The 22,334-nt window shown below is 34.8% G+C and carries 24 protein-coding genes and 2 tRNA genes; 13 read left to right on the plus strand and 13 right to left on the minus strand.

The window, feature by feature from the left end:
* Positions 1 to 79 precede the first annotated feature (79 nt).
* From HMPREF0367_RS08260 to HMPREF0367_RS08275, 4 genes are all read left to right on the plus strand, one after another.
* A complete protein-coding gene (locus HMPREF0367_RS08260; RefSeq protein WP_035403247.1) occupies positions 80 to 811 on the plus strand; it encodes a dihydroorotate dehydrogenase electron transfer subunit in 732 nt (243 codons plus the stop codon).
* Entirely contained in the window at positions 811 to 1,719 is a 909-nt protein-coding gene (locus HMPREF0367_RS08265; RefSeq protein WP_015536481.1) for a dihydroorotate dehydrogenase, read from the plus strand. The genes HMPREF0367_RS08260 and HMPREF0367_RS08265 overlap by 1 nt, the downstream gene beginning before the upstream one ends.
* Positions 1,719 to 2,414, plus strand: a complete 696-nt coding sequence (gene pyrF / locus HMPREF0367_RS08270) for an orotidine-5'-phosphate decarboxylase (RefSeq protein WP_015536480.1) — start codon at positions 1,719 to 1,721, stop codon at positions 2,412 to 2,414. Before HMPREF0367_RS08265 ends, pyrF begins: the two co-directional genes overlap by 1 nt.
* Positions 2,415 to 2,684: 270 nt before the next feature.
* Complete coding sequence (locus HMPREF0367_RS08275; RefSeq protein WP_248660679.1) at positions 2,685 to 4,064, plus strand: 4-alpha-glucanotransferase; 1,380 nt, start codon at positions 2,685 to 2,687, stop codon at positions 4,062 to 4,064.
* A 61-nt stretch (positions 4,065 to 4,125) separates the two neighbouring features.
* Here the strand turns inward: HMPREF0367_RS08275 and HMPREF0367_RS08280 are convergent, their stop codons facing one another.
* Positions 4,126 to 4,977: a DUF368 domain-containing protein gene (locus tag HMPREF0367_RS08280; RefSeq protein WP_035403251.1), complete on the minus strand. Its 852-nt coding sequence runs from the start codon at positions 4,975 to 4,977 to the stop codon at positions 4,126 to 4,128.
* 176 nt (positions 4,978 to 5,153) lie between these two features.
* On the opposite strand from HMPREF0367_RS08280, the gene HMPREF0367_RS08285 reads away from it, so the two are divergent.
* From HMPREF0367_RS08285 to HMPREF0367_RS10770, 5 genes are read left to right on the plus strand one after another with little or no spacing between them, the layout of a single operon-like run.
* On the plus strand, positions 5,154 to 5,687 hold the full coding sequence (locus tag HMPREF0367_RS08285) for a helix-turn-helix domain-containing protein (RefSeq protein WP_022356655.1): 534 nt from the start codon (positions 5,154 to 5,156) through the stop codon (positions 5,685 to 5,687).
* Between the two features lie 27 nt (positions 5,688 to 5,714).
* The gene (locus HMPREF0367_RS08290) at positions 5,715 to 7,289 is read left to right on the plus strand and encodes an ABC transporter ATP-binding protein (RefSeq protein WP_035403283.1); all 1,575 of its coding nucleotides are present in this window, start codon (positions 5,715 to 5,717) and stop codon (positions 7,287 to 7,289) included.
* Entirely contained in the window at positions 7,289 to 8,119 is an 831-nt protein-coding gene (locus HMPREF0367_RS08295) for an ABC transporter permease (protein WP_035403254.1), read from the plus strand. The genes HMPREF0367_RS08290 and HMPREF0367_RS08295 overlap by 1 nt, the downstream gene beginning before the upstream one ends.
* Positions 8,116 to 8,922 (plus strand): ABC transporter permease, encoded by an 807-nt coding sequence (locus tag HMPREF0367_RS10765; protein ID WP_015536475.1) that lies wholly within the window; start codon positions 8,116 to 8,118, stop codon positions 8,920 to 8,922. Before HMPREF0367_RS08295 ends, HMPREF0367_RS10765 begins: the two co-directional genes overlap by 4 nt.
* Positions 8,903 to 9,985 carry an extracellular solute-binding protein gene (locus HMPREF0367_RS10770; protein ID WP_015536474.1) on the plus strand — a complete coding sequence of 361 codons (1,083 nt, stop codon included), beginning with the start codon at positions 8,903 to 8,905 and terminating at the stop codon, positions 9,983 to 9,985. Before HMPREF0367_RS10765 ends, HMPREF0367_RS10770 begins: the two co-directional genes overlap by 20 nt.
* Positions 9,986 to 10,104: 119 nt before the next feature.
* Here HMPREF0367_RS10770 and HMPREF0367_RS08310 read toward each other — a convergent pair.
* Positions 10,105 to 10,179 (minus strand) — tRNA-Arg (locus tag HMPREF0367_RS08310).
* 4 nt (positions 10,180 to 10,183) lie between these two features.
* Positions 10,184 to 10,260, minus strand: a tRNA-Arg gene (locus HMPREF0367_RS08315).
* Positions 10,261 to 10,335: 75 nt separating this feature from the next.
* Between HMPREF0367_RS08315 and uraA the strand changes: the two genes are divergently transcribed.
* From uraA to guaA, 3 genes are all read left to right on the plus strand, one after another.
* On the plus strand, positions 10,336 to 11,592 hold the full coding sequence (gene uraA, locus HMPREF0367_RS08320; protein WP_015536473.1) for a uracil permease: 1,257 nt from the start codon (positions 10,336 to 10,338) through the stop codon (positions 11,590 to 11,592).
* Between the two features lie 165 nt (positions 11,593 to 11,757).
* Positions 11,758 to 12,408, plus strand: coding sequence for an HAD family hydrolase (locus HMPREF0367_RS10115; protein ID WP_051335231.1), 651 nt, complete (start codon positions 11,758 to 11,760; stop codon positions 12,406 to 12,408).
* 71 nt (positions 12,409 to 12,479) lie between these two features.
* Positions 12,480 to 14,027 (plus strand): glutamine-hydrolyzing GMP synthase, encoded by a 1,548-nt coding sequence (gene guaA, locus HMPREF0367_RS08330; RefSeq protein WP_035403257.1) that lies wholly within the window; start codon positions 12,480 to 12,482, stop codon positions 14,025 to 14,027.
* Positions 14,028 to 14,102: 75 nt separating this feature from the next.
* Here the strand turns inward: guaA and HMPREF0367_RS08335 are convergent, their stop codons facing one another.
* The 4 genes from HMPREF0367_RS08335 to HMPREF0367_RS08350 all read right to left on the minus strand — a co-directional run bounded on the left by HMPREF0367_RS08335 (position 14,103) and on the right by HMPREF0367_RS08350 (position 16,678).
* Entirely contained in the window at positions 14,103 to 15,293 is a 1,191-nt protein-coding gene (locus HMPREF0367_RS08335; protein WP_035403259.1) for a site-specific integrase, read from the minus strand.
* Positions 15,294 to 15,328: 35 nt separating this feature from the next.
* Positions 15,329 to 15,523 carry a DUF3173 domain-containing protein gene (locus tag HMPREF0367_RS08340; protein WP_009265203.1) on the minus strand — a complete coding sequence of 65 codons (195 nt, stop codon included), beginning with the start codon at positions 15,521 to 15,523 and terminating at the stop codon, positions 15,329 to 15,331.
* 494 nt (positions 15,524 to 16,017) lie between these two features.
* Positions 16,018 to 16,257, minus strand: a complete 240-nt coding sequence (locus HMPREF0367_RS08345) for a helix-turn-helix domain-containing protein (RefSeq protein ID WP_005423216.1) — start codon at positions 16,255 to 16,257, stop codon at positions 16,018 to 16,020.
* The gene (locus HMPREF0367_RS08350) at positions 16,247 to 16,678 is read right to left on the minus strand and encodes an RNA polymerase sigma factor (RefSeq protein WP_035403265.1); all 432 of its coding nucleotides are present in this window, start codon (positions 16,676 to 16,678) and stop codon (positions 16,247 to 16,249) included. The genes HMPREF0367_RS08345 and HMPREF0367_RS08350 overlap by 11 nt, the downstream gene beginning before the upstream one ends.
* 498 nt (positions 16,679 to 17,176) lie before the next feature.
* Here HMPREF0367_RS08350 and HMPREF0367_RS08355 point away from each other — a divergent pair, with 498 nt between their 5' ends.
* On the plus strand, positions 17,177 to 17,536 hold the full coding sequence (locus tag HMPREF0367_RS08355) for a helix-turn-helix transcriptional regulator (protein WP_005342894.1): 360 nt from the start codon (positions 17,177 to 17,179) through the stop codon (positions 17,534 to 17,536).
* 231 nt (positions 17,537 to 17,767) lie between these two features.
* Here HMPREF0367_RS08355 and HMPREF0367_RS08360 read toward each other — a convergent pair whose 3' ends face one another.
* The 6 genes from HMPREF0367_RS08360 to HMPREF0367_RS08385 all read right to left on the minus strand — a co-directional run.
* Entirely contained in the window at positions 17,768 to 18,667 is a 900-nt protein-coding gene (locus HMPREF0367_RS08360; RefSeq protein WP_035403270.1) for a sensor histidine kinase, read from the minus strand.
* Positions 18,668 to 18,676: 9 nt separating this feature from the next.
* The gene (locus HMPREF0367_RS08365; RefSeq protein WP_035403273.1) at positions 18,677 to 19,414 is read right to left on the minus strand and encodes an ABC transporter permease; all 738 of its coding nucleotides are present in this window, start codon (positions 19,412 to 19,414) and stop codon (positions 18,677 to 18,679) included.
* 15 nt (positions 19,415 to 19,429) lie between these two features.
* The gene (locus tag HMPREF0367_RS08370; RefSeq protein WP_035403275.1) at positions 19,430 to 20,125 is read right to left on the minus strand and encodes an ABC transporter permease; all 696 of its coding nucleotides are present in this window, start codon (positions 20,123 to 20,125) and stop codon (positions 19,430 to 19,432) included.
* Complete coding sequence (locus HMPREF0367_RS08375; protein ID WP_035403278.1) at positions 20,103 to 21,041, minus strand: ABC transporter ATP-binding protein; 939 nt, start codon at positions 21,039 to 21,041, stop codon at positions 20,103 to 20,105. The genes HMPREF0367_RS08370 and HMPREF0367_RS08375 overlap by 23 nt, the downstream gene beginning before the upstream one ends.
* A gap of 101 nt (positions 21,042 to 21,142) precedes the next feature.
* Positions 21,143 to 21,829: a response regulator transcription factor gene (locus HMPREF0367_RS08380; RefSeq protein ID WP_005342931.1), complete on the minus strand. Its 687-nt coding sequence runs from the start codon at positions 21,827 to 21,829 to the stop codon at positions 21,143 to 21,145.
* A 169-nt stretch (positions 21,830 to 21,998) separates the two neighbouring features.
* Positions 21,999 to 22,334, minus strand: a 336-nt coding sequence (locus HMPREF0367_RS08385) for a conjugal transfer protein (RefSeq protein ID WP_035403280.1), incomplete at its 5' end; no start/stop codon positions are given.

Consider the following 22,334-nt stretch of genomic DNA (forward strand, 5'->3'; position numbering starts at 1 on the left):
GGCGGCACGATGTTATTAAAGGGACTGGAATCTCTGAGCTTCTCTGCGATCAGTATGAATGAAATGGGGAAATAATAATATGCAGGAAAACGCAGTTATTTTATCGAATACAGAAATTGCCAAAGATATTTGGCGTATGGAAATAAAGACAAATCTTGCCAAAGAGGCAAGACCTGGTCAATTTATTGAAATTAGTGTTCCAGGATTTTATCTTCGTAGACCAATTTCAATTTGTGAAATAAAAGATGAGAGCCTTATCATTATTTATAAGATCTTAGGGCAGGGTACTGAAAAAATGACAGAGCTGACATCTAATGATCTATTAGATATCTTTGGGCCATTGGGAAATGGCTTCCCGATTGAAGACCAGGATAAAGTTCTTCTAGTTGGAGGTGGTGTAGGTGTACCGCCTCTATATGAAACAGCCAAACAATATCGTCTAAAAGGATCAAAAGTAGATGTTGTACTTGGTTTTAATGACGAAGAATCTATTTTCTATAAAGAAGAATTTGAACAGCTTGGATGTAATGTAGAGATTGCGACAATGGATGGAAGCGTTGGTACAAAAGGTACAGTTCTTGATGCGATCCAGGCTAAAAATATCGATACGGATTTCATCAGTGCCTGTGGACCATTGATGATGTTGAAGGCATTGGATGCTACATATACAAAAGGATATATTTCTTTAGAAGCGCGTATGGCCTGTGGTTTAGGTGCATGTATGGGATGTGTAGTAAAAGATAAAGAAGGAAATTCTTTACGTGTATGTAAAGATGGTCCTGTCTTTGAAGTTGGAAAGGTGGCACTATGATGGATATTTCAGTTAAATTACCTGGTTTAAATTTAAAAAATCCTATCATTCCTGCCAGTGGATGTTTTGGGTTCGGTCGTGAATATGCAGAATTATATGATCTTAGCCTTTTAGGTGGAATTGCGATCAAAAGTGCAACACCACAGGAGCGCTTTGGAAATCCAACACCACGAATTGCCGAAACACCAAGTGGTATGTTAAATGCGATTGGATTACAGAATAAAGGTGTTGAAGTAATCAAAGAGAAAGAATTGCCATTTTTAGCACAATTTGATACTGAAATTATTGCCAATGTAGCAGGTGCAACAGAAGAAGACTATGTTAAAGTTATTGAAGCTTTAAATGATAGTGAAGTGATCAAAGCTTATGAGTTAAATATTTCCTGTCCAAATGTTAAACATGGGGGTATTGGCTTAGGTACAAAACCGGAACTTGCAGCTCACGTGACAAAACTTGCCAAAGCTGCAGCTAAGAAACCGGTATATGTAAAACTTTCACCAAATGTTACAGATATTGTTGAGATTGCCAAGGCAGTAGAAGAAGCTGGAGCGGATGGTTTGGTCTTGATCAACACTTTGATGGGAATGCGTATTGACCTAAAAACAGGAAAACCATTACTTGCCAATATTACAGGGGGACTTTCTGGACCAGCCATTAAGCCAGTTGCGATTCGTATGGTTTATCAAGTAGCACAGGCTGTTAATATTCCAATCATTGGTGTTGGTGGTATCACTAGTGCTGAAGATGTACTTGAATTCTTGAATGCAGGAGCTAGTGCAGTCGAAGTTGGAGCTCAGAATTTTGTGGATCCATATGTTTGCCCTAAAATTATTGAAGATTTACCAAAAGTATTAAAGAAATATGGATATAATAGTGTTAGTGAAGCTGTAGGAAGGAGTTTTAAATAATGTCACGTACAATCGTAGCGCTGGATTTTTCCAGCAAAGAAGAAGTAGTGAACTTCTTAAATAAATTTGACAAGCCAATTTATGTAAAAATCGGTATGGAATTAACATATGCCTGCGGGTTGGATATCATTCAGACTGTAAAGGCAATGGGACATCACATTTTCTTGGATCTAAAATTGCATGATATTCCAAATACAGTAAAAGGTGGAATGAAAAACCTTGCGAATTTGGGCGTTGATATCGTGAATGTTCATTGTGCTGGTGGAATTGCGATGATGAAGGCAGCTGTTGAAGGTCTTGAAATTGGTGCAAATGGAAACAAACGTCCATTGTGCATTGGGGTAACCCAGTTAACATCTACATCTAAAGAAATGATGAATGAGGAATTGGGAATTCCAGGCGAAGTAATGGATAGTGTTATCAAATACGCTAAGAATGCTAAAGCAGCTGGTTTAGATGGTGTTGTATGTTCTGTTCATGAGGCAAAGGCAATCCATGAAGCATGTGGAGATGATTTCTTAACAGTCACTCCGGGTATTCGTTTGGCATCTGATTCAAAAGATGATCAAAAACGTGTTGCGACACCAGATTATGCTAATGAACAAGGTTGTGACTATATCGTTGTAGGACGTTCTATCACTAAGAGTGAAGATCCAGTTAAAACATACGATTTAATTGAAGACATGATGAAATAATTAAAAGATCCTTAGGGATCTTTTTTTAATGAAAATTTAATTGATGTTTCAATGACATCTAGGTTATGAATAAATAAAAATAATGGCTTGAATTAGTTTAAATATCTTTGATATTTAATAAAGAAGTACTATATATGTTATAGAATAAATCGTATATTTTTTAATTTTATATACCCAAATAGGTCCATATGTGCTAAAATCCAAGTAAAGTGAAAGGGGTTACATAAAGGGTTAAAAAATATGGAAAGATGCGCGGGTGTGTTATGCCCTATGTTTTCAGTTCCAGCGAATCAGGGGATAGGAGATTTAGGACAAAAAACGGTAAGAATGATCGATTGTATTGCGGATTCAGGTTATCATGTTTGGCAGATATTGCCTTTACAGGCAAAAGGAAGATCCCATTCTCCCTACCATGCGCTCTCTAGTTTTGCCGGTGATCCAATTTATATTAATTTAGATAGACTTTGTGAGATGGGATTATTGACGCAAAGCTCGATAACGAATTGTAATAAATTTAAAGATAGAGTGGATTATGAAACGGTTAGAGTATTTAAGAACGAATACTTTAGACGAGCTTTTAAAGCATTTAAGAAAAACTATGACTCATTTAAAGAAGACTTTGAATACTTTGAAAAGACAGCTTTCTGGTTGGAAGATTGGGCAGTTTATCAGCTGTTTAGATCATTGAATAGTGAAAGGCCTTGGATTGAATGGGATGAAGAATATCGCAATTATCCATTATATAAAGAAGTGGATCTCTCTGAATATGAAGATGAACTTTTCTATACCAAGTTTCTACAGTTTATATTTTATAAACAATTTGATGATATCGTAATGTATGCACATGCCAGAGAAATTACTCTAATCTCGGATGTAGCATTTGTGAATTATGACAGTGCGGATGTATGGACCAATCGTTTTGATTTTCTTTTAGATGAAAACGGTAATCCTAAGGCGCTCAACAATTGTACATATCATATGCCAATACATGATTTTAAAAGGCAATTGATTGATGGCTTTAGTTTTTGGAAAAAACGAATTCGTTGGCTTAGTCGGTGTTTTGATGTAGCCAAGATCGATTATTATACGATTATCAATGATTATTTAAAAATTGATGAAATGGTAGATTATGAAGAATTCAAAGATTTGATTCACTCATTATTGATCATGATCAAACATGAATTTCCAGGTTTTCATTTAATTGTTGAAGGATTGGAGAAGATATGTGATGATTTTGAACTTGGAATGACAAATGTAGATGTACTTTTAGACAGGATGAAAGTAAAGGAGCTTAAAAAGAGCGTAAGAAAAGATTCAGTGCTGTATACAAGTACGCAAAATCATGAAACCATCAATCAGGCTTATTATGGATATGATAATAATCATCGTATAAGCTTGAGGCGTTTTTTGAAAAAACAGGGTTATACAGAACGTAATTTCAATGATATGATTTGTCACTTTGCCTTAGATTCTGCAGCTGATATATGTATTCTGCCTATATGGGATATATGTGGTTATAAAGAAGAGGCAAGATTAAATAAACCTAATGAGGAAGATGAATTGAATTGGACATGGAAGTTAAAAGATTTTAAAAACTTTCCTAAAGATTTAATGAAGACAAAAGAATGGATACAGAAAGCAGGAAGATGATGTTCCTGTTTTTTTATGCATAGAAATCACAAATCAAATCTTAATAAAAAAAGTGGAGAATTTACTCTCCACCAAGTTTACTTGCAACGACCCAACCTAATACAAATGTTACAATACTAATAAGAATTGTAATTAAAGAGATACTAGCCCAATTTGTTTTTAATAGAATAGCGATCGGACTTGCAACGATCAATCCGATAATAGCGTAATAAGCTTGTGTTTCCCATTTAGAGAAGATCCACTCAATTAATTTGGCAATTAAGAAGATACCTAGGATCACTCCAATACCAAAAGGCAGCAGCACTAGAATACAACTCATTAAATCGCCTATATTGAACGATGTCAAAGCATCTACAGTGCGGTTGATATAAGCTAAGATCGTTTCATAATAACCTAACAACATTAACATCATGCTTCCACTGACACCAGGGATGACCATGGTTGCAGCTGCAATGATACCAACAACTAATAGTTTTACAATTTCAATGAAGTTAAGATCAATCGTCGATGCGACACCTTTAGCTTCTCCCATTACTGCCATTAATACAACGATTGCGAAGAATATGATCAAAGGAATCATATTGGAAGCTTTTGTAGGATTTGATCCTTTTACTTTCTTTAGTATGAAAGGCAGGCTTCCGGCAATTAAACCACAAAAGGCAAAATTTGTTGGAATTGGATGTACTTCTAATAGATATTCAAACAATCTTGAAAGAATTACGATTGCTAATCCAGCTCCTAAAAAGATAGGGAATAAAAGCTTTAAGCTTTCTTTCAATTCAGATTTAATGTGAGTGATGGAATGAATTAACTTATCATATAAACCCATTGCGACCATCATGGTTCCACCGCTGACACCAGGAATGATGTTTGCAATGCCGACAACCATGCCTTGAAGAATCGATTTTATCATGTTTATTATCTCCTTTACACGTTCAAAAATATAACATATATGGCGCTAAGTGTAAAATTTTTTAATGTTTTTATAATTGTGTATTGCATCTTGATGCGTTTTATGTATAATTGTCTTGTGTTTTCTTAAATAAATTTAAAGTTTAGTAAAAGTAAACAAATGAGGGAGGGGATGCCGTGCAGATAGGAGCAAAGATTAAAGCGTTGAGAATTGCCAATGATCTAACACTGGAAGAATTGGCGTCAAGGTCTGAATTGACCAAAGGTTTTTTGTCACAGTTAGAAAGAGATCTAACGAGCCCAAGTATTTCAACTTTGGAAGATATCCTAGAGGCTTTAGGCACAAATCTATCGGAATTTTTTGCTGCAGAACCGGAAGAACAGATTGTGTTTCATCAAGGAGATTTCTTTATTGATGAAGGCGAAGATCATACGATCGAATGGATCATTCCCAATGCACAAAAAAATGCGATGGAACCCATTTTGTTGACGATAAATCCGCTAAAAAAATCGCGAACGATAAAAAGCCATGAAGGCGAAGAGTTTGGCTATGTCTTAAAAGGAAAGATCGAACTTGTTATGGGCAAAAAGCGCTATAAGGTCAAAGCTAAGGAAACATTCTATATTTCAGGAAGGAATTCACACTATTTGTACAATCCATCCAATACACCAGCTAAGGTATTATGGGTTTCAACACCACCAAGATTTTAGACGTTAGAAAGGGACACGATTATGGAGATGGAAAAAAAGAAAATTATTCAGTTTAAGAATATCGTTAAAGATTTTGATGGACAGATCGTTTTAAAGGGCATCGATCTAGATATTTATGAAAATGAATTTGTTACATTGTTAGGACCTAGTGGTTGTGGAAAAACGACTTTATTAAGAATATTAGGTGGTTTTATCGAACCAACAGAAGGACATGTAATTTTTGACGGACAAGATATCTTAAAGCTACCTCCTCATAAAAGAGAATTGAATACAGTTTTCCAAAAATACGCATTATTTCCTCATATGAATGTATATGATAATATTGCATTTGGGTTAAAAATAAAAAAAATGAATAAAGACATTATTGAACAAAAAGTAATGAAGATGTTGAAATTAATTAATTTAGAGGGATATGAAAAGAAAAATGTAACGGTTCTCTCGGGAGGTCAGCAGCAACGTGTCGCGATAGCTAGAGCTTTGGTAAACGAGCCTTCAGTATTGTTGCTGGATGAACCATTGGGAGCGTTGGATCTTAAACTACGTAAAGAAATGCAGTATGAACTAAAACGTATCCAACAGGAAGTAGGAATTACTTTTATTTATGTTACGCATGATCAAGAGGAAGCATTAACAATGTCGGATAAAATTGTTGTTATGAAAGATGGCGAAATACAACAAGCTGGAACTCCGCAGGATATTTATAATGAACCTGTCAATCGTTATGTAGCAAACTTTATAGGAGAAAGCAATATTGTTTCAGGACGAATGTTAGAAGACAAGAAAGTGTGTTTTGATGATATTGCTTTTGATTGTGTAGATGTAGGTTTTAAAGAAAATGAGCCTGTAGATGTGGTAATTCGACCAGAAGACATTGATATTGTACCTGTAGATCAAGGGAAAATGACAGGAACTGTTGAAAGTGTATTGTTTAAAGGGGTTCACTATGAAGTTATGGTCGAAACGGTTCCGGGCACTCATGTTACGGTTAACATGCATGTAAGAAATAATCAGAATATTTTGAGTGATGATAGAAAAGAAGCAATCAGTGCAAATGATTTTTATCTAGATTTGGAAGATATGAAAGACATCGATGATAAAGAAATTGTCGCCCGAGCAGATGCGCAGGCATGGAATCCGGAAACAGATGAATATTTATCAATCAAGGTAGAAACAGATTTAAAAGAAGAAATAGGTGAATATAATGTTAAGTTTTCAACTAATTCAGGACTTCAAATCATTCGTAAAATCTGGGTGGTAGATCAAAGAGTTGTTGAAAATAAAAAAGCAAATGAAGCTGTTAGTGCTTTTAACTTCTTCAAATCTAAAGATGAAATTATGGAATCTCATGCTTTAGATACTGATTTAAAAACTTGGGCAAATGCACAAGGATGGAAATTGAATAATGAAGATGAAGGTGTAGATTTAAGTGTAGATTATGATTTCGATCCAGAAAAAATAACAGAAGGTATCTATAAGGTTACATTCTGGACAACAGGACGAGAATTTAAGATCCATACAACTGATTATGTAGAAGAAGGTAAAGAGGTCGGATTATCTTTCTTCCCTGAGGATATTCATGTAATGGAGAAGATGGAATTCTAATGAAAAAATTTAGTCAGCTAGCATTTCCGTATGTAGTATGGGTTGTATTAATGATCTTATTACCGATGCTTTTGATTTTATTTTACTCTTTGACAACACAAGGTAATGAGATTGTAAATTTTACGTTCACTTTAAATAACTACATTCGTTTTTTTACCGACCATGATTTTTTGATGATTTTATGGCGTTCTTTGGTAATAGCCTTTAAAACGACCATAATTTGTGTATTATTAGGGTATCCAATAGCTTATTTTATTGCTCGCAGTCCTGATCGAGTTCGAAATACATTAGTATTGGCAGTGACATTACCGACATGGATCAATATGTTGGTACGTACGTATTCTTGGATCGGATTGTTATCCGAAGGTGGTATCATTCAAACTTTGTTTGGATTACAAGATACAGACTTGCTGTATACTGAGGGGGCAGTGTTGTTAGGAATGGTTTATAACTTTATTCCTTTTATGATATTGCAAATTAATACCTCGTTATGTAAAATGGATCATTCCTTACTGGAAGCTAGTGCAGATCTAGGTGCCAATAAGGTTCAGACATTCTTGCGCGTGGTTTTCCCTCTGTCTTTATCCGGTGTTATCAGTGGAATTGCCTTGGTATTCTTACCGGCAGTCAGTTCTTTCTTCATTCCTAAGTTATTGGGAGGAGGACAGTTCTTCTTGATTGGTAATGTGATAGAAAATCAGTTTATTACAGTAGGTGAATGGAATTTTGGTTCTGCAATTTCTATGATCATGGCTGTTATTATGATGCTTTGCATGTATTTGATTCGTCGTGTTGATGAGCATAATAGCGGTGGGAGGAAGTCGTCATGAAAAAAGAAAAACGTATTTTTGGTAAAGCGCTGATGATTCTTTCCTTATTGTTTTTCTATATACCAATTTTATATATGATCGTATTTTCGTTTAATTCGGGAAGATCATTAACAAATTTTGAAGGCTTTAGTTTGACATGGTATGAACATATGTTCAAAAACCGAGATATGATGGAATCGCTTTATACCACAATAACTATAGCTTTAATTGCGACGCTTGTTGCTACTTTATTAGGTACTATAAGCGCAATCGGATTATCAAAAAGTCGAAAATTTTTAAAGAGCTTTGTTTTACAGTTAAATGATTTTCCAATTATGAATCCGGAAATTGTTACTGCAATTGGATTTATGTTATTGTTCATTACATTTCATATAGAGCGAGGATTTATGACAATGTTATTGGCACATATTGCTTTTTGTACACCATATGTTATTTTAAGCATAATGCCTAAAATTCGCTCTTTAGATCCAAATTTAGCAGATGCAGCGATGGACCTTGGTGCTACACCATGGCAGGCATTGACCAAGGTTTTGGTACCGCAAATTATGCCGGGCATCTTTTCGGGAGCTTTGATTGCCTTTACGATGTCATTTGATGATTTTATCATTTCGTATTTTGTAACCGGAGGAGGCGTTAAGAATCTAAGTATCATGGTCTATACTATGAGCAAGCGCATAAATCCAAGTATTAATGCAATATCTACACTTGTTGTAGTATTGATAACGATAGTCCTGGTGATTATCAATGTTATACCTATAATTAGGGAGAGAAAGGAAAAGAAACATGAAAAAATTATTAACTAGTACATTGATCGGTGCATTAGCATTGACACTTGCCGGATGCGGTTCAAACACACAAGAACGTGAATTTGAGGGTCAGGAACTTCATCTCTATAATTGGGGTGAATATATGGGAGAAAACCTTATTTCCGATTTTGAAGATCAAACAGGGGCAACAGTAAATGTAGATTATTTTGAGTCAAATGAACAAATGTATATCAAGGTTGCCAATGGAGAATCTTTTGATGTTTTGGTCCCTAGTGATTATATGATTGAAAGATTGATAAAGGAAGATTTACTACAGCCGCTTGATAAAGAAAAATTGAATAATCTGGATTTACTTTCTGAAGATGTAATGGGATTAGATTATGACCCTGAAAATGAGTATTCTATTCCTTATTTTTGGGGAACTGTAGGAATAGTATATGATAAGAATAAAGTGAGCGAAGAAGATCTTGAAAAAGAAGGATACAATATCTTTTTAGACACAAAGTATAAAGGGGATATCTATCTATATGATTCTGAACGTGATTCTTTCATGATGGCTTTAAAAGCATTGGGGTATTCTATGAATACGACAAATGAACAGGAGTTACAAGAAGCTTATGAATGGTTAGTTCAAGCTGTTGAAACAATGGAACCTGAAATCGTAACGGATGAAATTATTGATAATATGGCACAGGGAAGAAAAGCTCTTGGTTTAATTTATTCTGGGGATGCTGCTTATGTAATGTCAGAAAATGAAGATATGGGATTCTATATGCCTGAAACTGGTACGAATATTTGGTCAGATGCAATGGTAATTCCAAAAAATGCCGAGAATCCTGAATTAGCACATGCATTTATTGATTATGTATGTACATATGAGGCTTCAATGGATAATTCAAGTTATGTAGGATATACTTCTCCAAATAAAGAAGTTATGGATGAATTAAGTGGCGAAGGCGGAGATTATGAAGGAATCAATGCTTATATTCCTCGCTCTGGAAATGATAATGACGAAGTATTTAAATATGATGAAAATATTCGTGCAATCATTGCTGATTTATGGTCACGTGTTAAAGTTGTTGCCAGCAACGCAGAATAAGGGTATCTTCGGATACTCTTTTTTTATCTCTTGAATTAATTCTTATATAGTTTATAAAGAAAAAATACCAACTCATTTTTGAGCTGGTATTTTCACCTTATAAAAAGTTTAAATTTAAATGGCGGCCTCTGTAGGAATCGAACCTACAATTAAATCTTAGGAGGATCTCGTGATATCCATTTCACTAAGAGGCCATACTGGCGCACCCGACAGGACTTGAACCTGCAACCGCTTGAATCGGAATCAAGTACTCTATCCAATTGAGCTACGGGCACTCATACCAATTCATTATACCCTAAAATCAAATATTATGGTATAAATAAATGGGTTTTATAGAAAAGGAGAAGATTATGGCTAAAAGAATTATACAAGTCGAAGAAAAAGTTCCTTTTAAGTTGATGTTGCCTTTAAGTATCCAGCATATGTTTGCGATGTTTGGGGCTTCTGTATTGGTTCCATTCTTGTTTGGAATTAATCCAGCTATCGTTTTGTTGATGAACGGTATTGGAACTTTGTTGTTTATTTTAATTACGAAAGGAAAGGCTCCTGCTTATTTAGGAAGTAGTTTTGCCTTTATTGCTCCGGCAAATATCGTAATTGCACAGTTTGGGTATGAATATGCTCTTGGTGGCTTTGTCGTAGTTGGTTTCTGTGGATGCTTGTTAGCCGCTTTGATCAAGAAATTTGGTACAAAGTGGATCGATGTTGTTCTTCCACCGGCTGCTATGGGGCCAGTTGTTGCCTTGATTGGTTTGGAGCTTTCAAGCAGTGCAGCAAGTACAGCTGGATTGTTGGATGAAGTTGTAGATCCAAACAATGTAATTGTGTTTGGAGTAACTTTAGGTGTTGCGATCATTGGCAGTGTATGTTTCAAGAAGTTCTTGAGCGTTATTCCTATTTTGATTGCGGTTATCTGTGGTTATGTTGCCGCTGTATTTTGTGGAATGATCGATTTTACACCAGTTATGGAGGCTAGTTTCTTTGCGCTTCCTAACTTCACATTCCCTAAATTTGACATCAATGCGATCTTGATGATCTTGCCGGTTATCTTAGTTATCGCATCTGAGCATATTGGGCATCAGATTGTTACAGGTGAAGTTGTTGGTCGTGATTTGATCAAAGATCCAGGTCTTCATCGTTCTTTGTTTGCGGACAACTTCTCAACGATGTTATCTGGTTTCATTGGTTCTGTTCCTACAACGACTTATGGTGAAAACATTGGTGTTATGGCAATTACGGGTGTTTATTCTGTACAAGTAATTGCAGGTGCAGCTATTCTTTCTATTATTTGTTCATTTATTGGTCCTCTTGCAGCTTTGATCCAGACGATTCCAAATCCTGTAATTGGTGGAATCAGTTTCTTGTTATATGGAATGATTGGAACTAGCGGATTAAGAATTTTGGTTGATAAAAGAGTTGATTATGGTAAGAGCGTTAACTTGATCTTAACTTCTGTTGTGTTTGTAACAGGATTGAGTGGTGTTGTTGTTCAGGTTGGTACAACTTCATTAACAGGTATGGTACTTGCGTGTATTACAGCAATGTTAATGTCTTTGTTGTTCTATTTATTTGATAAGTTTAATCTATTGAATAAGGAAGAAGAATAAACGCTGTATCATAAAGTATTTTATTAAAACATTGTTGGTGATAGGATATACATTTTATATGCATATCTTGTCATCAACTTTTTTTTGAATTTAGATAATTTAATATAGAAAGAAAAACAGTATCTAGATTATAATAATCATGCGAAAAGATAAGGGAGGATGACTATGATCAAAGCGGTTATTTTTGATATGGATGGTTTAATGTTTAATACAGAAATCATGTTTAAAAAGCAATTTAGACAAGCTTTAGATAAGGCGGATATACATTGTCCAGATAGCGTGATTGAGAGAATGATCGGGTGTGATTCCAGGGAAATCATAGAATTTGAAAATACATATCCTGGAATTAGTGATGTAATGTCATATTGTCAGAAAACACGTGTGAATTTTTTCTTTGAATTTTTTAAAAATCCAGGTGATGCCAATATGCCAGGTCTATATGAATTGATTCAATATTTAGAAAAGAAGCCAATGGATTATGCGATTGCATCCAGTTCAGCAAAAGAAGATATCTTAAAGTTTATCAATTATGCTGGATTTGAGTTGCATCCAAAACAAATTGTGAGTGGAAAAGAAGGCTTTCCTTCTAAACCGGCACCAGATATCTTTTTAGCTACTGCAGACAGAATGGGATATAAACCTGAAGAATGTTTAGTTTTAGAAGATAGCAAGCATGGAATTACAGCTGCTTACAAGGCTGGAATGAAATCAATCTTTATTCAAGATCAGATCGCTCCAGATGAAGAAATGAAGCAGTATATTCAAGAGAGTCGAAATGATTTGAGTGAAGTAATTGATTATTTAGAAAGAGCGTAAATACTATAGTGGTTTTCGTTGTAAATAAAGACAAGCTATTTTATAATTAAGGTGCTTTTAGGAGGGCTAACATGAAAAAAGAATTGGTAATCGTTCTTGATTTTGGTGGGCAGTATAATCAGTTAGTTGCACGACGTGTTCGTGAGTGCAATGTTTATTGCGAGATTTATTCTTATAAAACCGACCTTGAAAAAATCAAGGCCATGAATCCGAAAGGAATCATCTTAACAGGTGGACCTAACAGCTGTTATGAAGAAGGAGCTCCAACATATTCAAAAGAATTGTTTCAATTAGGAATTCCGGTATTAGGTTTGTGCTATGGAGCGCAGTTAATGATGCATGTTCTAGGCGGTACTGTTGAAAAAGCAGATGCTCGTGAATATGGAAAAACGGAAGTAATCGTTGATAAAAAAGAATCTAGAATTTTTGAAGGTGTATCTGAAAAGACAATTTGTTGGATGTCTCATTTTGACTATATTTCTAAAGTTGCACCTGGTTTTGAAATTACATCTCATACAGACAATTGTCCTTGTGCTTCTTGTGAAAATACAGAAGCTGGATTGTATGCGATCCAATTCCATCCAGAAGTATTACATACAAATGAAGGAACAAAAATGTTGTATAACTTTGTTCGTGGTGTTTGTGGATGTTCTGGTGATTGGAGAATGGATTCATTCGTGGATGAACAGATTAAAGCAATTCGCGAAAAAGTTGGAGATGGTAAAGTATTATGTGCACTTAGTGGTGGAGTTGATTCCTCTGTTGCGGCTGTACTTTTATCCAAAGCAATTGGTAACCAGTTGACTTGTGTGTTTGTAGATCATGGTTTATTGAGAAAAGATGAAGGCGATGAAGTAGAAGCTGTATTCGGACCAGAAGGACCATATGAGCTAAACTTCATTCGTGTGAATGCACAGGAAAGATATTATAAAAAACTTGCTGGTGTAGAAGAACCAGAAGCAAAACGTAAGATCATCGGTGAAGAATTTATCCGTGTTTTTGAAGAAGAAGCTAAGAAAATTGGAGCTGTTGATTTCCTTGTTCAGGGAACGATTTATCCAGATGTTGTAGAGAGTGGTCTAGGTGGAGAAAGTGCTGTGATCAAGTCTCATCATAATGTTGGTGGTCTTCCTGATCATGTAGATTTTAAAGAAATTATCGAACCATTACGTGACCTATTTAAAGATGAGGTTCGTAAAGCAGGTCTTGAATTAGGAATTCCTGAAAACTTAGTATTCAGACAGCCATTCCCAGGACCTGGATTGGGTATTCGTATCATTGGTGAAGTAACAGCTGAAAAAGTACGTATCGTACAAGATGCAGATGCGATCTATCGTGAAGAAGTTGCCAAAGCTGGTTTAGATAGAAGCATTGGACAATACTTTGCGGCACTTACAAATATGCGTTCAGTTGGTGTCATGGGTGATGAAAGAACTTATGATTACGCAATTGCGCTAAGAGCTGTAAATACAATTGACTTCATGACAGCAGAAGCTGCAGAAATTCCTTACGAAGTCTTAAATAAGACAATGTCAAGAATCATTAATGAGGTTCGTGGGGTTAACCGTGTAATGTATGACCTTACAAGTAAACCTCCTGGAACCATTGAGTTTGAATAGTTGAAGCTGAGCTGTAAAGCCTTTGTTTACAAGGGTTTTACAGCTTTTCCTTTATAGGATTGCATTTTCATTGCATTATTTTTCTTCAACTGCTCTGTGATAGATTGCTGTATGTTGATTGCTGGTATAATTAGCAATGCTTTCAGTAGCAGATTGTACTTGTAATATTCCAGTCAGCTTTTTAGCAACTTCAAGATTCGTATTTGGATACAGATGACCATAAGTGCCGAGTGTTGTCTGTATTTTTTCATGTCCTAAACGTTCCTTGATAAGTAAAGGATTTTCGCCCATGCTGATAAGCAATGAAGCGTGTGAATGTCGCAAGGCATGAATTTTAATATGATGAACACCTGCTAAATTTGACAACTTTTCCAAAGCTCTGGGAAGCGTTGTTTTACTGGTTGGAGTTCCGTTATAACTTAGTACAAGTGGACAATCGGGAAGAACCTGTTGCTGAACACTTTGCCAAGCCTTTAGCTCATTGAGTGTATCTGAATCAATATAAATAGTACGGATACTTGCCTGTGTTTTCGGCTCAACGAATTTATAGTCCGTCATTGTTCGGTAATATAATGTTTTGGTAATGCTAAGCAAGCCTGTTTCAAAATCTATGTCTGACCAATGTAATGCTGACGCTTCGCCAATTCGCATACCAGTCATAAATAATAACCAGAACGATATAAACAGATAATGTTCATAATAGTCTTTCTTACAGAGTAAGGAAATAACCTTTTGAAATTCTTCTAATGTCCAGAAATCAACTTTGGTTTTCTTGCTTTTGATATTGCCTATCATACGAGAAGGATTTTTCTTCGCAATTCCAAGAACAATAGCTCTGTCAAATGCGATAGAAAGCATTCCCTGTACGATACGAATGTAATTAGGGCTAAAATCTTTTGCAAGTTTCAACTGCCAGTTTTGAACATGGATAGGTTCGATTTCGTCTGTTTCCATTTTGTAGAAATAGGAAAAATGTTTCTTGATGGTAGTAGCACGATTAAGATAAGTGCTTTCTTTTACCTGTGTTTTATACCATGGCAGGTAGGTTTCTTCTATAAATTGCTGAAAAGAAACGCCATCTTTTTTTGTTGTTAATTCTTCGGTAGAAGCTAACACCAGTTTTGAATATTCTTCCTTTGCTTCTTTTTTCGTTCTGAATCCACTTCGGTATTTCTGTATCTGTTTTCCGGTAATGGGATTGTAGCCTAAATTAGCTCTGAAATAATAAGTTCCGTTATCTGCTTTCTTAATAGGGTCTTTTGCCATGATTTCACTCCTTACATGATATGCAAGAAGTACAATCAATCGTTTGTGTCTGATAATGTAATCCCTAATAATTCTTCCACGGCTTCTTTGGGTACTCTGTCCAATTTACGGGATTGGTAATAAGTATGCCCTTTTTCAATCATAAGTTTTTTTGCTTTTCTTATGATGTCTGCCGAGAAAGAAGTTCCATAACCTAGTGCTATGAGGTCTTTTTTTGTTACGGTAATCATAATCCTCCTTTCCATAGACCAGATAAGGAAATCTCAATATCTTGTCTATCAGTATATCAAATGATGAGCAAAAAAGCTCTATTAAGATGATTTTTTCTTGCAAAATCGTTGTTAGATAGTTTTACAAGCAATCAGACGGCTTCGGCAAGCTCCGCTGGTATCTCAACCATTCCCATTCCTGTGGGCTGAACCGTGTCATACGGGTGTATCATTATCCTGTGTTGCAGGTCATGGCAGAACGACTTTTCCAACGGTCGCTCCCAGATCATTGCATGAATCGCTATCTCCCGATTGGAAAAGTCACGGCGTACAACCTCTGATGGCTCACTGCAAGCACAAACGTATCTGACTGCTTTATTCACTTGTCAAAGAACTGTTAGGCTCTTGTCAGCCTGTATCAATTCATTTTTACAAATGGACTGATACAGAATGATAAAAAAAAGCGGAACAGGAAAGAGGGGAGTTTATTAAATCATGCTCCGCTCAAATATTACTTAATGTTCGTCTATTTCAAATTCACATATCATTTTCAAAAGGGCTTCTCTGATACGTCCCTTTAATTCCATATCAACCACAATGTATACGTTGCCGTATTCATCGTAAAACGGGCGTAAACAGCATTTTGATATATAGGCTTCATAGAACAGCAACAGCTTTTCTATGGCGTTTTCGTTACCGTCCACGGCTGATGATATGAGAAAAAATGATGGAAGTGTGTGTTGCTTATTCTTCATTTGTTTTCTTCTCCTTTAACTGCTTTCTGATTTCTTCAAGTGAATTTCTTCTGTGCCTATATGATGTGCTTCGGTTGATATTCAGCTTTTCGCCTATCTCCGAATCGCTCATATCCAAGAAGAAAAACATCAATACAATGTTCCGGCTTTGCTCCGGCAACTGTTTCAGTGCTTCTGCAAGTTCTTCATCAAGTACACGGATTTCTGTACCGCACACATCGAACGTTGTATATTCACTTTCGTAATCGTCCCATACAATCAATTTCTCAACAACAATTTCTGGAAGCTCACAAAAGGATACTTCCTTTGTCTGTCGTCTGGCTAATTCCTTGCGGTAGTTACGGACAATGCCTTTCACAACCTTTTTGAGCTTACAGTCAAACTGACATTGTATTGTCTTTTGGAAGTCTGATGGTTTCAAAATCACACCCCCCTTTCGCTATGAAGTGAAAAGTATGTATCCCTCTTTCCGCACCATATCTGTACGGCAAGGTGTGATTTGTTGCAGGATTGAAAAAAATTTTTGTAAATATGAAAACAGCCTATTTGCATCAATAACAAATAGACTGTTTTTAAAACATCTGATATATGAGTTTTTAATTCATGTTCAAGGACTGATGATGTACTAAGAAAAAAATGGAATAAATTCGGTTGTTGGTATAGACTGCCTGTTTTACTTAGAATCACAAATTGCTCCTTGACCAGAGCAATCCTGTGAAAATAGAAAAAGGACAGCTCTGGTTATACCAAAACCGTCCCTATATTTTTGGACATTATAAAAGAGATTACCCACAGAACGGTTTTTTTTATTTACCGAACTAGGTAATACTTTATTTGAATTTATAGTGCATATAATATGAGTTTTTAATACATTCTAATCGCACAACATGAAGTATAAACTCATGCTAGGTGATTAAAAATGAGAAAAAAGAAAGATACACACAGCTTTGATTTTCGTCCTTTAGGACTGGCAATCAGAGAAGCCAGAGAGAAAGCAGGGCTTTCCAGAAATGATTTAGGCGATAAAGTCTTTTACGGAGAACGTCATATCGCAGATATTGAAAATATCGGAAAACACCCTAGCTTTCAGTTATTCCATGATTTAGTTACAATGTTCAATATATCTGTTGACGAGTATTTCTATCCAGCGAAGAATGTTGAGAAAAACACAGCCCGCCGTCAGATAGATTCGTCACTTGATTTATTGAGTGATAATGAATTAAAAATCATTCAAGGTACGATTGACGGTATCTTGAACAGCAGAGAGAATAAGAAGTGATTTGCTTCTTGTTTTCTCTGTTTTCCTATACAGATTCTTCAACATTTATTTGTTGATCTGCTCCGCAGGCAACAAATAAGAGCCGACTATCCTTATTTCTTTATCGTAAATTTACTTGTTACACAGTAATAAAAAAAGCCAATAGTTTGTAACTGGACTTTACAAACTATTGACTTTACATTTTGATGTCCACTCTTCAATGAATTATCATACGAATATATCTTCAATACTTTATAATTCAAGAGTAATAATAAGGCTATTGGCATGTACTTTTGCAACAATATTTCCGCCAAGAATGGCAACAAGTGTTTTTACTACCGCAAGTCCCAATCCTGTACTTCCATTATGTCTTGATTTATCGCCTGTATAAAAACGGTCAAAAAGTCGATTGCAATCAATTTCTGAACTGTCACTCATTGGATTTTCAATGGTAAATATAATATTATTATTTTCTTTCTCCATAAGTGTTATTTTTATCGTTCCAACAGAATACTTAATTGCATTTGTCAACAGATTTTGTAAAATTCGTTCTACCATATTTTTATCAGAATATACGTATATTGAATAATCTGGGAGATTTATTTCGGGTAAAATATTCTCCTTTTCTAATGCAACGGCATTTTCCGTAATTAAATTTATTAACATATTAGATATATTAAACTTTTCTTTTTCTGGAACTGTCTGCTGTTCCTCCAAAATAGAAAGGTCATAGAATGTTTCTACCAATTCTTTCATTTTTTCGGCTTTGCTAAAAATCACTTTTACACGCTGTGCTTGACTGGATTCCAAATTTTCTTTTTGCAATAATTGTAAATGACCAAGAATGACTGTAAGAGGTGTACGCAAATCATGTGATATATTAGCAACAGATTCTTTTAAATACTCTTCATTGCGTAATACGCCTGCAACAGCCTGTCGTTGTCTGATATTATATTGATTCAATATACCAGCCAGTCTTTCTAAATCTTTATCAATCAACGAAATGTCTAACATCTGCTGTGAATTTCCAGAATTCAATTCATTAACTTGATCCGCAAGATTACGGATTTGTTTTTTTAATTGAATATATCGAAATAGCAGTATTACTAAAAATATTGTTATGATAATTAAAATCCATTCTATGTTAGACATTTTCTCCACCTATTTAAAATCACATTTACAAAATTTTATCCACGAAAGCAATACCAATATACCAGACCATATACATCCTACTAAAATAGCTATCGGTTGAAAAAAGGTTTTCATGCTGACAACGATTCTGATTTGATAAGTAGGTAAAAAACCGACTGGTAATCTCAACATCATTCCATAGCCAAGATATAAGCTAAGACCAAAAATAATAATTGCTGTAACCGAAGTTGCTTTTACAGCATCCTGTAAATAGCAACAAATAAGTATTGCAATTAGAAATATCGCACTATTAAGCAGACAAGAATAAATGATTGCTTTTATAATATTGTAAAAAAACATTCCCACGTCTGCAACACCAAAGCGTCCAAATTCCCTTATGCACCCTGAAACTGGATAGACAAGAGCCATAAGATTAAAAGCAATTAAATACGATATTATTTTACTTGTAAAAATTTGTTTTCTGGAATGTCCAGCACTGACCTCTAAGTTTATTGTTCTCTTAGAAAATTCCTGTCCTAAAATCAATGCAAGTATAGCCGACATGATGATAAGAAGAAACGTAGAATCATACACCATTCCATTAAAAATATCAGCAAGAGAAGAAACAATTTCTTCTGTCGGTCCCATGACCTCTGTAACATAAGTATCTGCTGTAAAAAATCCTAAAATAAATATTCCAATCATACCACACCAGTAAATAGAATTATGTAACAACTGATATTTTTCCAGTTTTAATAATTTATCCATAAAAAACACCTCCGGTTATTTCAAGTCTGTATGTAAAAAAGCACTACCTGCAATGAAATATAAAATAAAATTCCATAAAAAATCTACAAACAAGCAAAAGTTTGTCGAATAGACCTTTTGCAATGAAATTAACCTAAGTTGTCCCATTGGTATTATTCTGCTGATTATTTGTGCAGATTCACTGTTCAGTAAAAAAATCATAACAAAAAATAAAACCATTGAAACTGTCAGTGTTTTCCCCATATCACGAAAAATAAAAGCAAAAAACATCGGTAATGCACACAGTGTTATCGTGGCAAACAGAGTTAGTAAAACCATAGTATATGTGCTATCATTCCAAAAAAGTTTTTCTCCAATATAAAATTGACTAATAATTCCATGTACAAATAATGGAAATATCAGAATGATAATACAACCTATTTGAGATACAATTAACTTTACTCTAAATATAGAACTTCTTTTATGTCCGGCAGTAATATAAGTATTTAAAGTTCTTCCACTAAAATCACTTCCAATGAACAATGCTATAAACACTATAATCAAAAAATAGAGTAACGGAATATTGTATAATGATGCCATAATTAAGTTTGAAGAGCATTCTTTACTATCTAACAGCAATATGCTACTTAAAAGGAGATTGAATATTCCAATTCCCCAAAAATACCAACTGTGAAACAACTTATATAACTCAGTTTTTAGGAGATTTGACATCTTTTGTTCCTCCTATTTTGCTCAAAAAATAGTCCTCCAAAGTATCGCCAGATACAGAAAGTCCTGTTACAAGAATGTGCGATTCTGCCAAAGCAGACGCAACTGTCTCTAAATCATTCAAATAATCATACAAACGAATTATGCCATCTGGCATTAGTTTAAAGTTATCTGTATGAAGATTCTCTTCCAAAACCAGAACCGTTTTCTGAACATCTGTTGTTTTAATAGCTATATGTCGTTTACAACGTTCATTTAATTCATAATCAGAAATCTCTTCTATAATTTTTCCATGGTCAATCAGAATAAATTCTGATGCTGTTTGATACAATTCTTCTAAGATATGGCTTGAAACCAAAATGGTCATACCATATTCTTTATTCAAAATTTTCAATAAATTTCTGATTTCTACAATTCCAGCAGGGTCAAGACCATTGATAGGCTCGTCTAAAATCAATAGTTCTGGTGTATTTAAAAGTGCAATCGCTATCCCCAATCGTTGACGCATACCTAATGAAAAATTGCGGACACTCTTTTTACCTGTATCTTGCAATCCAACCATATCTAATGTCCTTTTAATAACTGATTTATCTGGTATGCCTCGTTGAATACGCTGTACTTCCATATTTTGATAGGCAGTCATTGACGGGAATAGAGCAGGCGTTTCAATCATACTTCCAATTCGTTTACGCTGTTTCTGCAATTCTTCTGTTCCAGAATTTCCCCATAAAGAAAGTGTACCACTTGTTGGAAACGCAAGCCCTGTGACTAATCTTAAAAAAGTAGTCTTACCTGCTCCGTTTTGACCAATAAATCCATAAATTTTTCCTTTTTTTATTTGTAAATTTATGTGGTCTAATGCTAATGTTTGTTTATATTCTTTGGTTAAAGACTTTGCTTCTAAAATAATTGAACTCATATCCCAAACCTCCTTTACTTAAACCAGTATAACGGGCAATTTTAAAGAATTTCTTAAATCGTAATGAGAAAAGTTAAAAAAATAATAAAGCTAAGGAACGTTTAATCCTTAGCTTTATGTAGGCGGTAGCCAATGCCCCAAACAGTATCAATAAATTCTGTATCAGAGCATATCGCTTTTAATTTATTGCGTAAATTACTGATATGAACATTAAGTGTATTATCCTCAGCAATATATTCCGTATCCCAAACACTTTGAAAAAGATTCGATTTTGAAAATACTTTATCTGGATATTTCATCAACAATTCTAAAATGCCAAATTCTTTAGCGGTTAAGGATAATTCTATTCCATTCAAAAATGCTGTATTTTTCTCTAGGTCTAAAGTCAGATTGTTATATTGCAAACATTCTGTCTGGCTATTTTGAAATTGTACTCTTCGCAGATTACTTTCAATTCTGGCAAGCACTTCTTCCATATCAAAAGGTTTTGTGATATAATCGTCTGCTCCCAGACGAAGCAAGTCGATTTTATTTTGTGTAGTTTCTTTCGCTGAAATAATAATAACAGGTATCGTAAATTTCTTGCGTACATCAGATAAAATAATATCACCACTCCGATAAGGAAGCATAATATCAAGTATAATCAAATCAATTTTTTCTTTATTCAAAAAATCCAGAACATGAAGTCCATCATATTGGCAATGCACAGCATATCCTTTTTCTTTTAGAAAATCAGCCAATAACGCATTTATTTCTAAATCATCTTCAATAATCAATATTTTATTCATTAGCCTACCTCATTCCTGCAATGCTACTTTCCCATTATACATTTAAGGTTGTATTTCCTCAATACCATTGCAACCAATTATATGAGAGGGATTCTTATTTTGTCAATCTAATTGTAAGCAGAATAGTATAGATTGGATAAACAATTACCATACTATTCTGCTGTAACATTTATTCTACAATCTTCCAGTTATCGTTCTTATGAAGCACAAGCTCATACTGTGAGATTTGCGTCATTTTCGACTTGTTATCCAGATACTTCACAGACACACTGACCTTGAGATTATCGCCGTCTTTGGTAAAGACAGGGTTTACCAGTTCCGAAAATACATAGTCGCCGGAAACAGGAGCAAGCACACCGTTTTTGACATAGTAGGCAAGTTCTTTTTCCGTAGCTGTCGGATACAGCTTAAAGAATGTTTCCAAGAAAGCGGTAGCGTCCTTGACTGTGTCGGAACTGACACTGACATCTGCTTCCTGTACTTTCGGTTCATACTTTGATTTCTG

Source organism: Faecalitalea cylindroides ATCC 27803, assembly GCF_000469305.1.
Lineage (GTDB): Bacteria > Bacillota_I > Bacilli_A > Erysipelotrichales > Erysipelotrichaceae > Faecalitalea > Faecalitalea cylindroides.

What these genes read in the sequence shown, in the direction of transcription:
- HMPREF0367_RS08275 (WP_248660679.1), top strand. Translation starts at nt 2,685, where the DNA reads ATGTTTTCAGTTCCAGCGAATCAGGGGATAGGAGATTTAGGACAAAAA.
- HMPREF0367_RS08335 (WP_035403259.1), bottom strand. Translation starts at nt 15,293, where the DNA reads ATGGCAAAAGACCCTATTAAGAAAGCAGATAACGGAACTTATTATTTC.
- HMPREF0367_RS08345 (WP_005423216.1), bottom strand. Translation starts at nt 16,257, where the DNA reads ATGAAGAATAAGCAACACACACTTCCATCATTTTTTCTCATATCATCA.
- HMPREF0367_RS08355 (WP_005342894.1), top strand. Translation starts at nt 17,177, where the DNA reads ATGAGAAAAAAGAAAGATACACACAGCTTTGATTTTCGTCCTTTAGGA.
- HMPREF0367_RS08290 (WP_035403283.1), top strand. Translation starts at nt 5,715, where the DNA reads ATGGAAAAAAAGAAAATTATTCAGTTTAAGAATATCGTTAAAGATTTT.
- HMPREF0367_RS08280 (WP_035403251.1), bottom strand. Translation starts at nt 4,977, where the DNA reads ATGATAAAATCGATTCTTCAAGGCATGGTTGTCGGCATTGCAAACATC.
- HMPREF0367_RS08370 (WP_035403275.1), bottom strand. Translation starts at nt 20,125, where the DNA reads ATGTCAAATCTCCTAAAAACTGAGTTATATAAGTTGTTTCACAGTTGG.
- uraA (WP_015536473.1), top strand. Translation starts at nt 10,336, where the DNA reads ATGGCTAAAAGAATTATACAAGTCGAAGAAAAAGTTCCTTTTAAGTTG.
- HMPREF0367_RS08340 (WP_009265203.1), bottom strand. Translation starts at nt 15,523, where the DNA reads ATGATTACCGTAACAAAAAAAGACCTCATAGCACTAGGTTATGGAACT.
- HMPREF0367_RS08380 (WP_005342931.1), bottom strand. Translation starts at nt 21,829, where the DNA reads ATGAATAAAATATTGATTATTGAAGATGATTTAGAAATAAATGCGTTA.
- HMPREF0367_RS10115 (WP_051335231.1), top strand. Translation starts at nt 11,758, where the DNA reads ATGATCAAAGCGGTTATTTTTGATATGGATGGTTTAATGTTTAATACA.
- HMPREF0367_RS08375 (WP_035403278.1), bottom strand. Translation starts at nt 21,041, where the DNA reads ATGAGTTCAATTATTTTAGAAGCAAAGTCTTTAACCAAAGAATATAAA.
- guaA (WP_035403257.1), top strand. Translation starts at nt 12,480, where the DNA reads ATGAAAAAAGAATTGGTAATCGTTCTTGATTTTGGTGGGCAGTATAAT.
- HMPREF0367_RS10765 (WP_015536475.1), top strand. Translation starts at nt 8,116, where the DNA reads ATGAAAAAAGAAAAACGTATTTTTGGTAAAGCGCTGATGATTCTTTCC.
- pyrF (WP_015536480.1), top strand. Translation starts at nt 1,719, where the DNA reads ATGTCACGTACAATCGTAGCGCTGGATTTTTCCAGCAAAGAAGAAGTA.
- HMPREF0367_RS08260 (WP_035403247.1), top strand. Translation starts at nt 80, where the DNA reads ATGCAGGAAAACGCAGTTATTTTATCGAATACAGAAATTGCCAAAGAT.
- HMPREF0367_RS08365 (WP_035403273.1), bottom strand. Translation starts at nt 19,414, where the DNA reads ATGGATAAATTATTAAAACTGGAAAAATATCAGTTGTTACATAATTCT.
- HMPREF0367_RS10770 (WP_015536474.1), top strand. Translation starts at nt 8,903, where the DNA reads ATGAAAAAATTATTAACTAGTACATTGATCGGTGCATTAGCATTGACA.
- HMPREF0367_RS08265 (WP_015536481.1), top strand. Translation starts at nt 811, where the DNA reads ATGGATATTTCAGTTAAATTACCTGGTTTAAATTTAAAAAATCCTATC.
- HMPREF0367_RS08360 (WP_035403270.1), bottom strand. Translation starts at nt 18,667, where the DNA reads ATGTCTAACATAGAATGGATTTTAATTATCATAACAATATTTTTAGTA.
- HMPREF0367_RS08295 (WP_035403254.1), top strand. Translation starts at nt 7,289, where the DNA reads ATGAAAAAATTTAGTCAGCTAGCATTTCCGTATGTAGTATGGGTTGTA.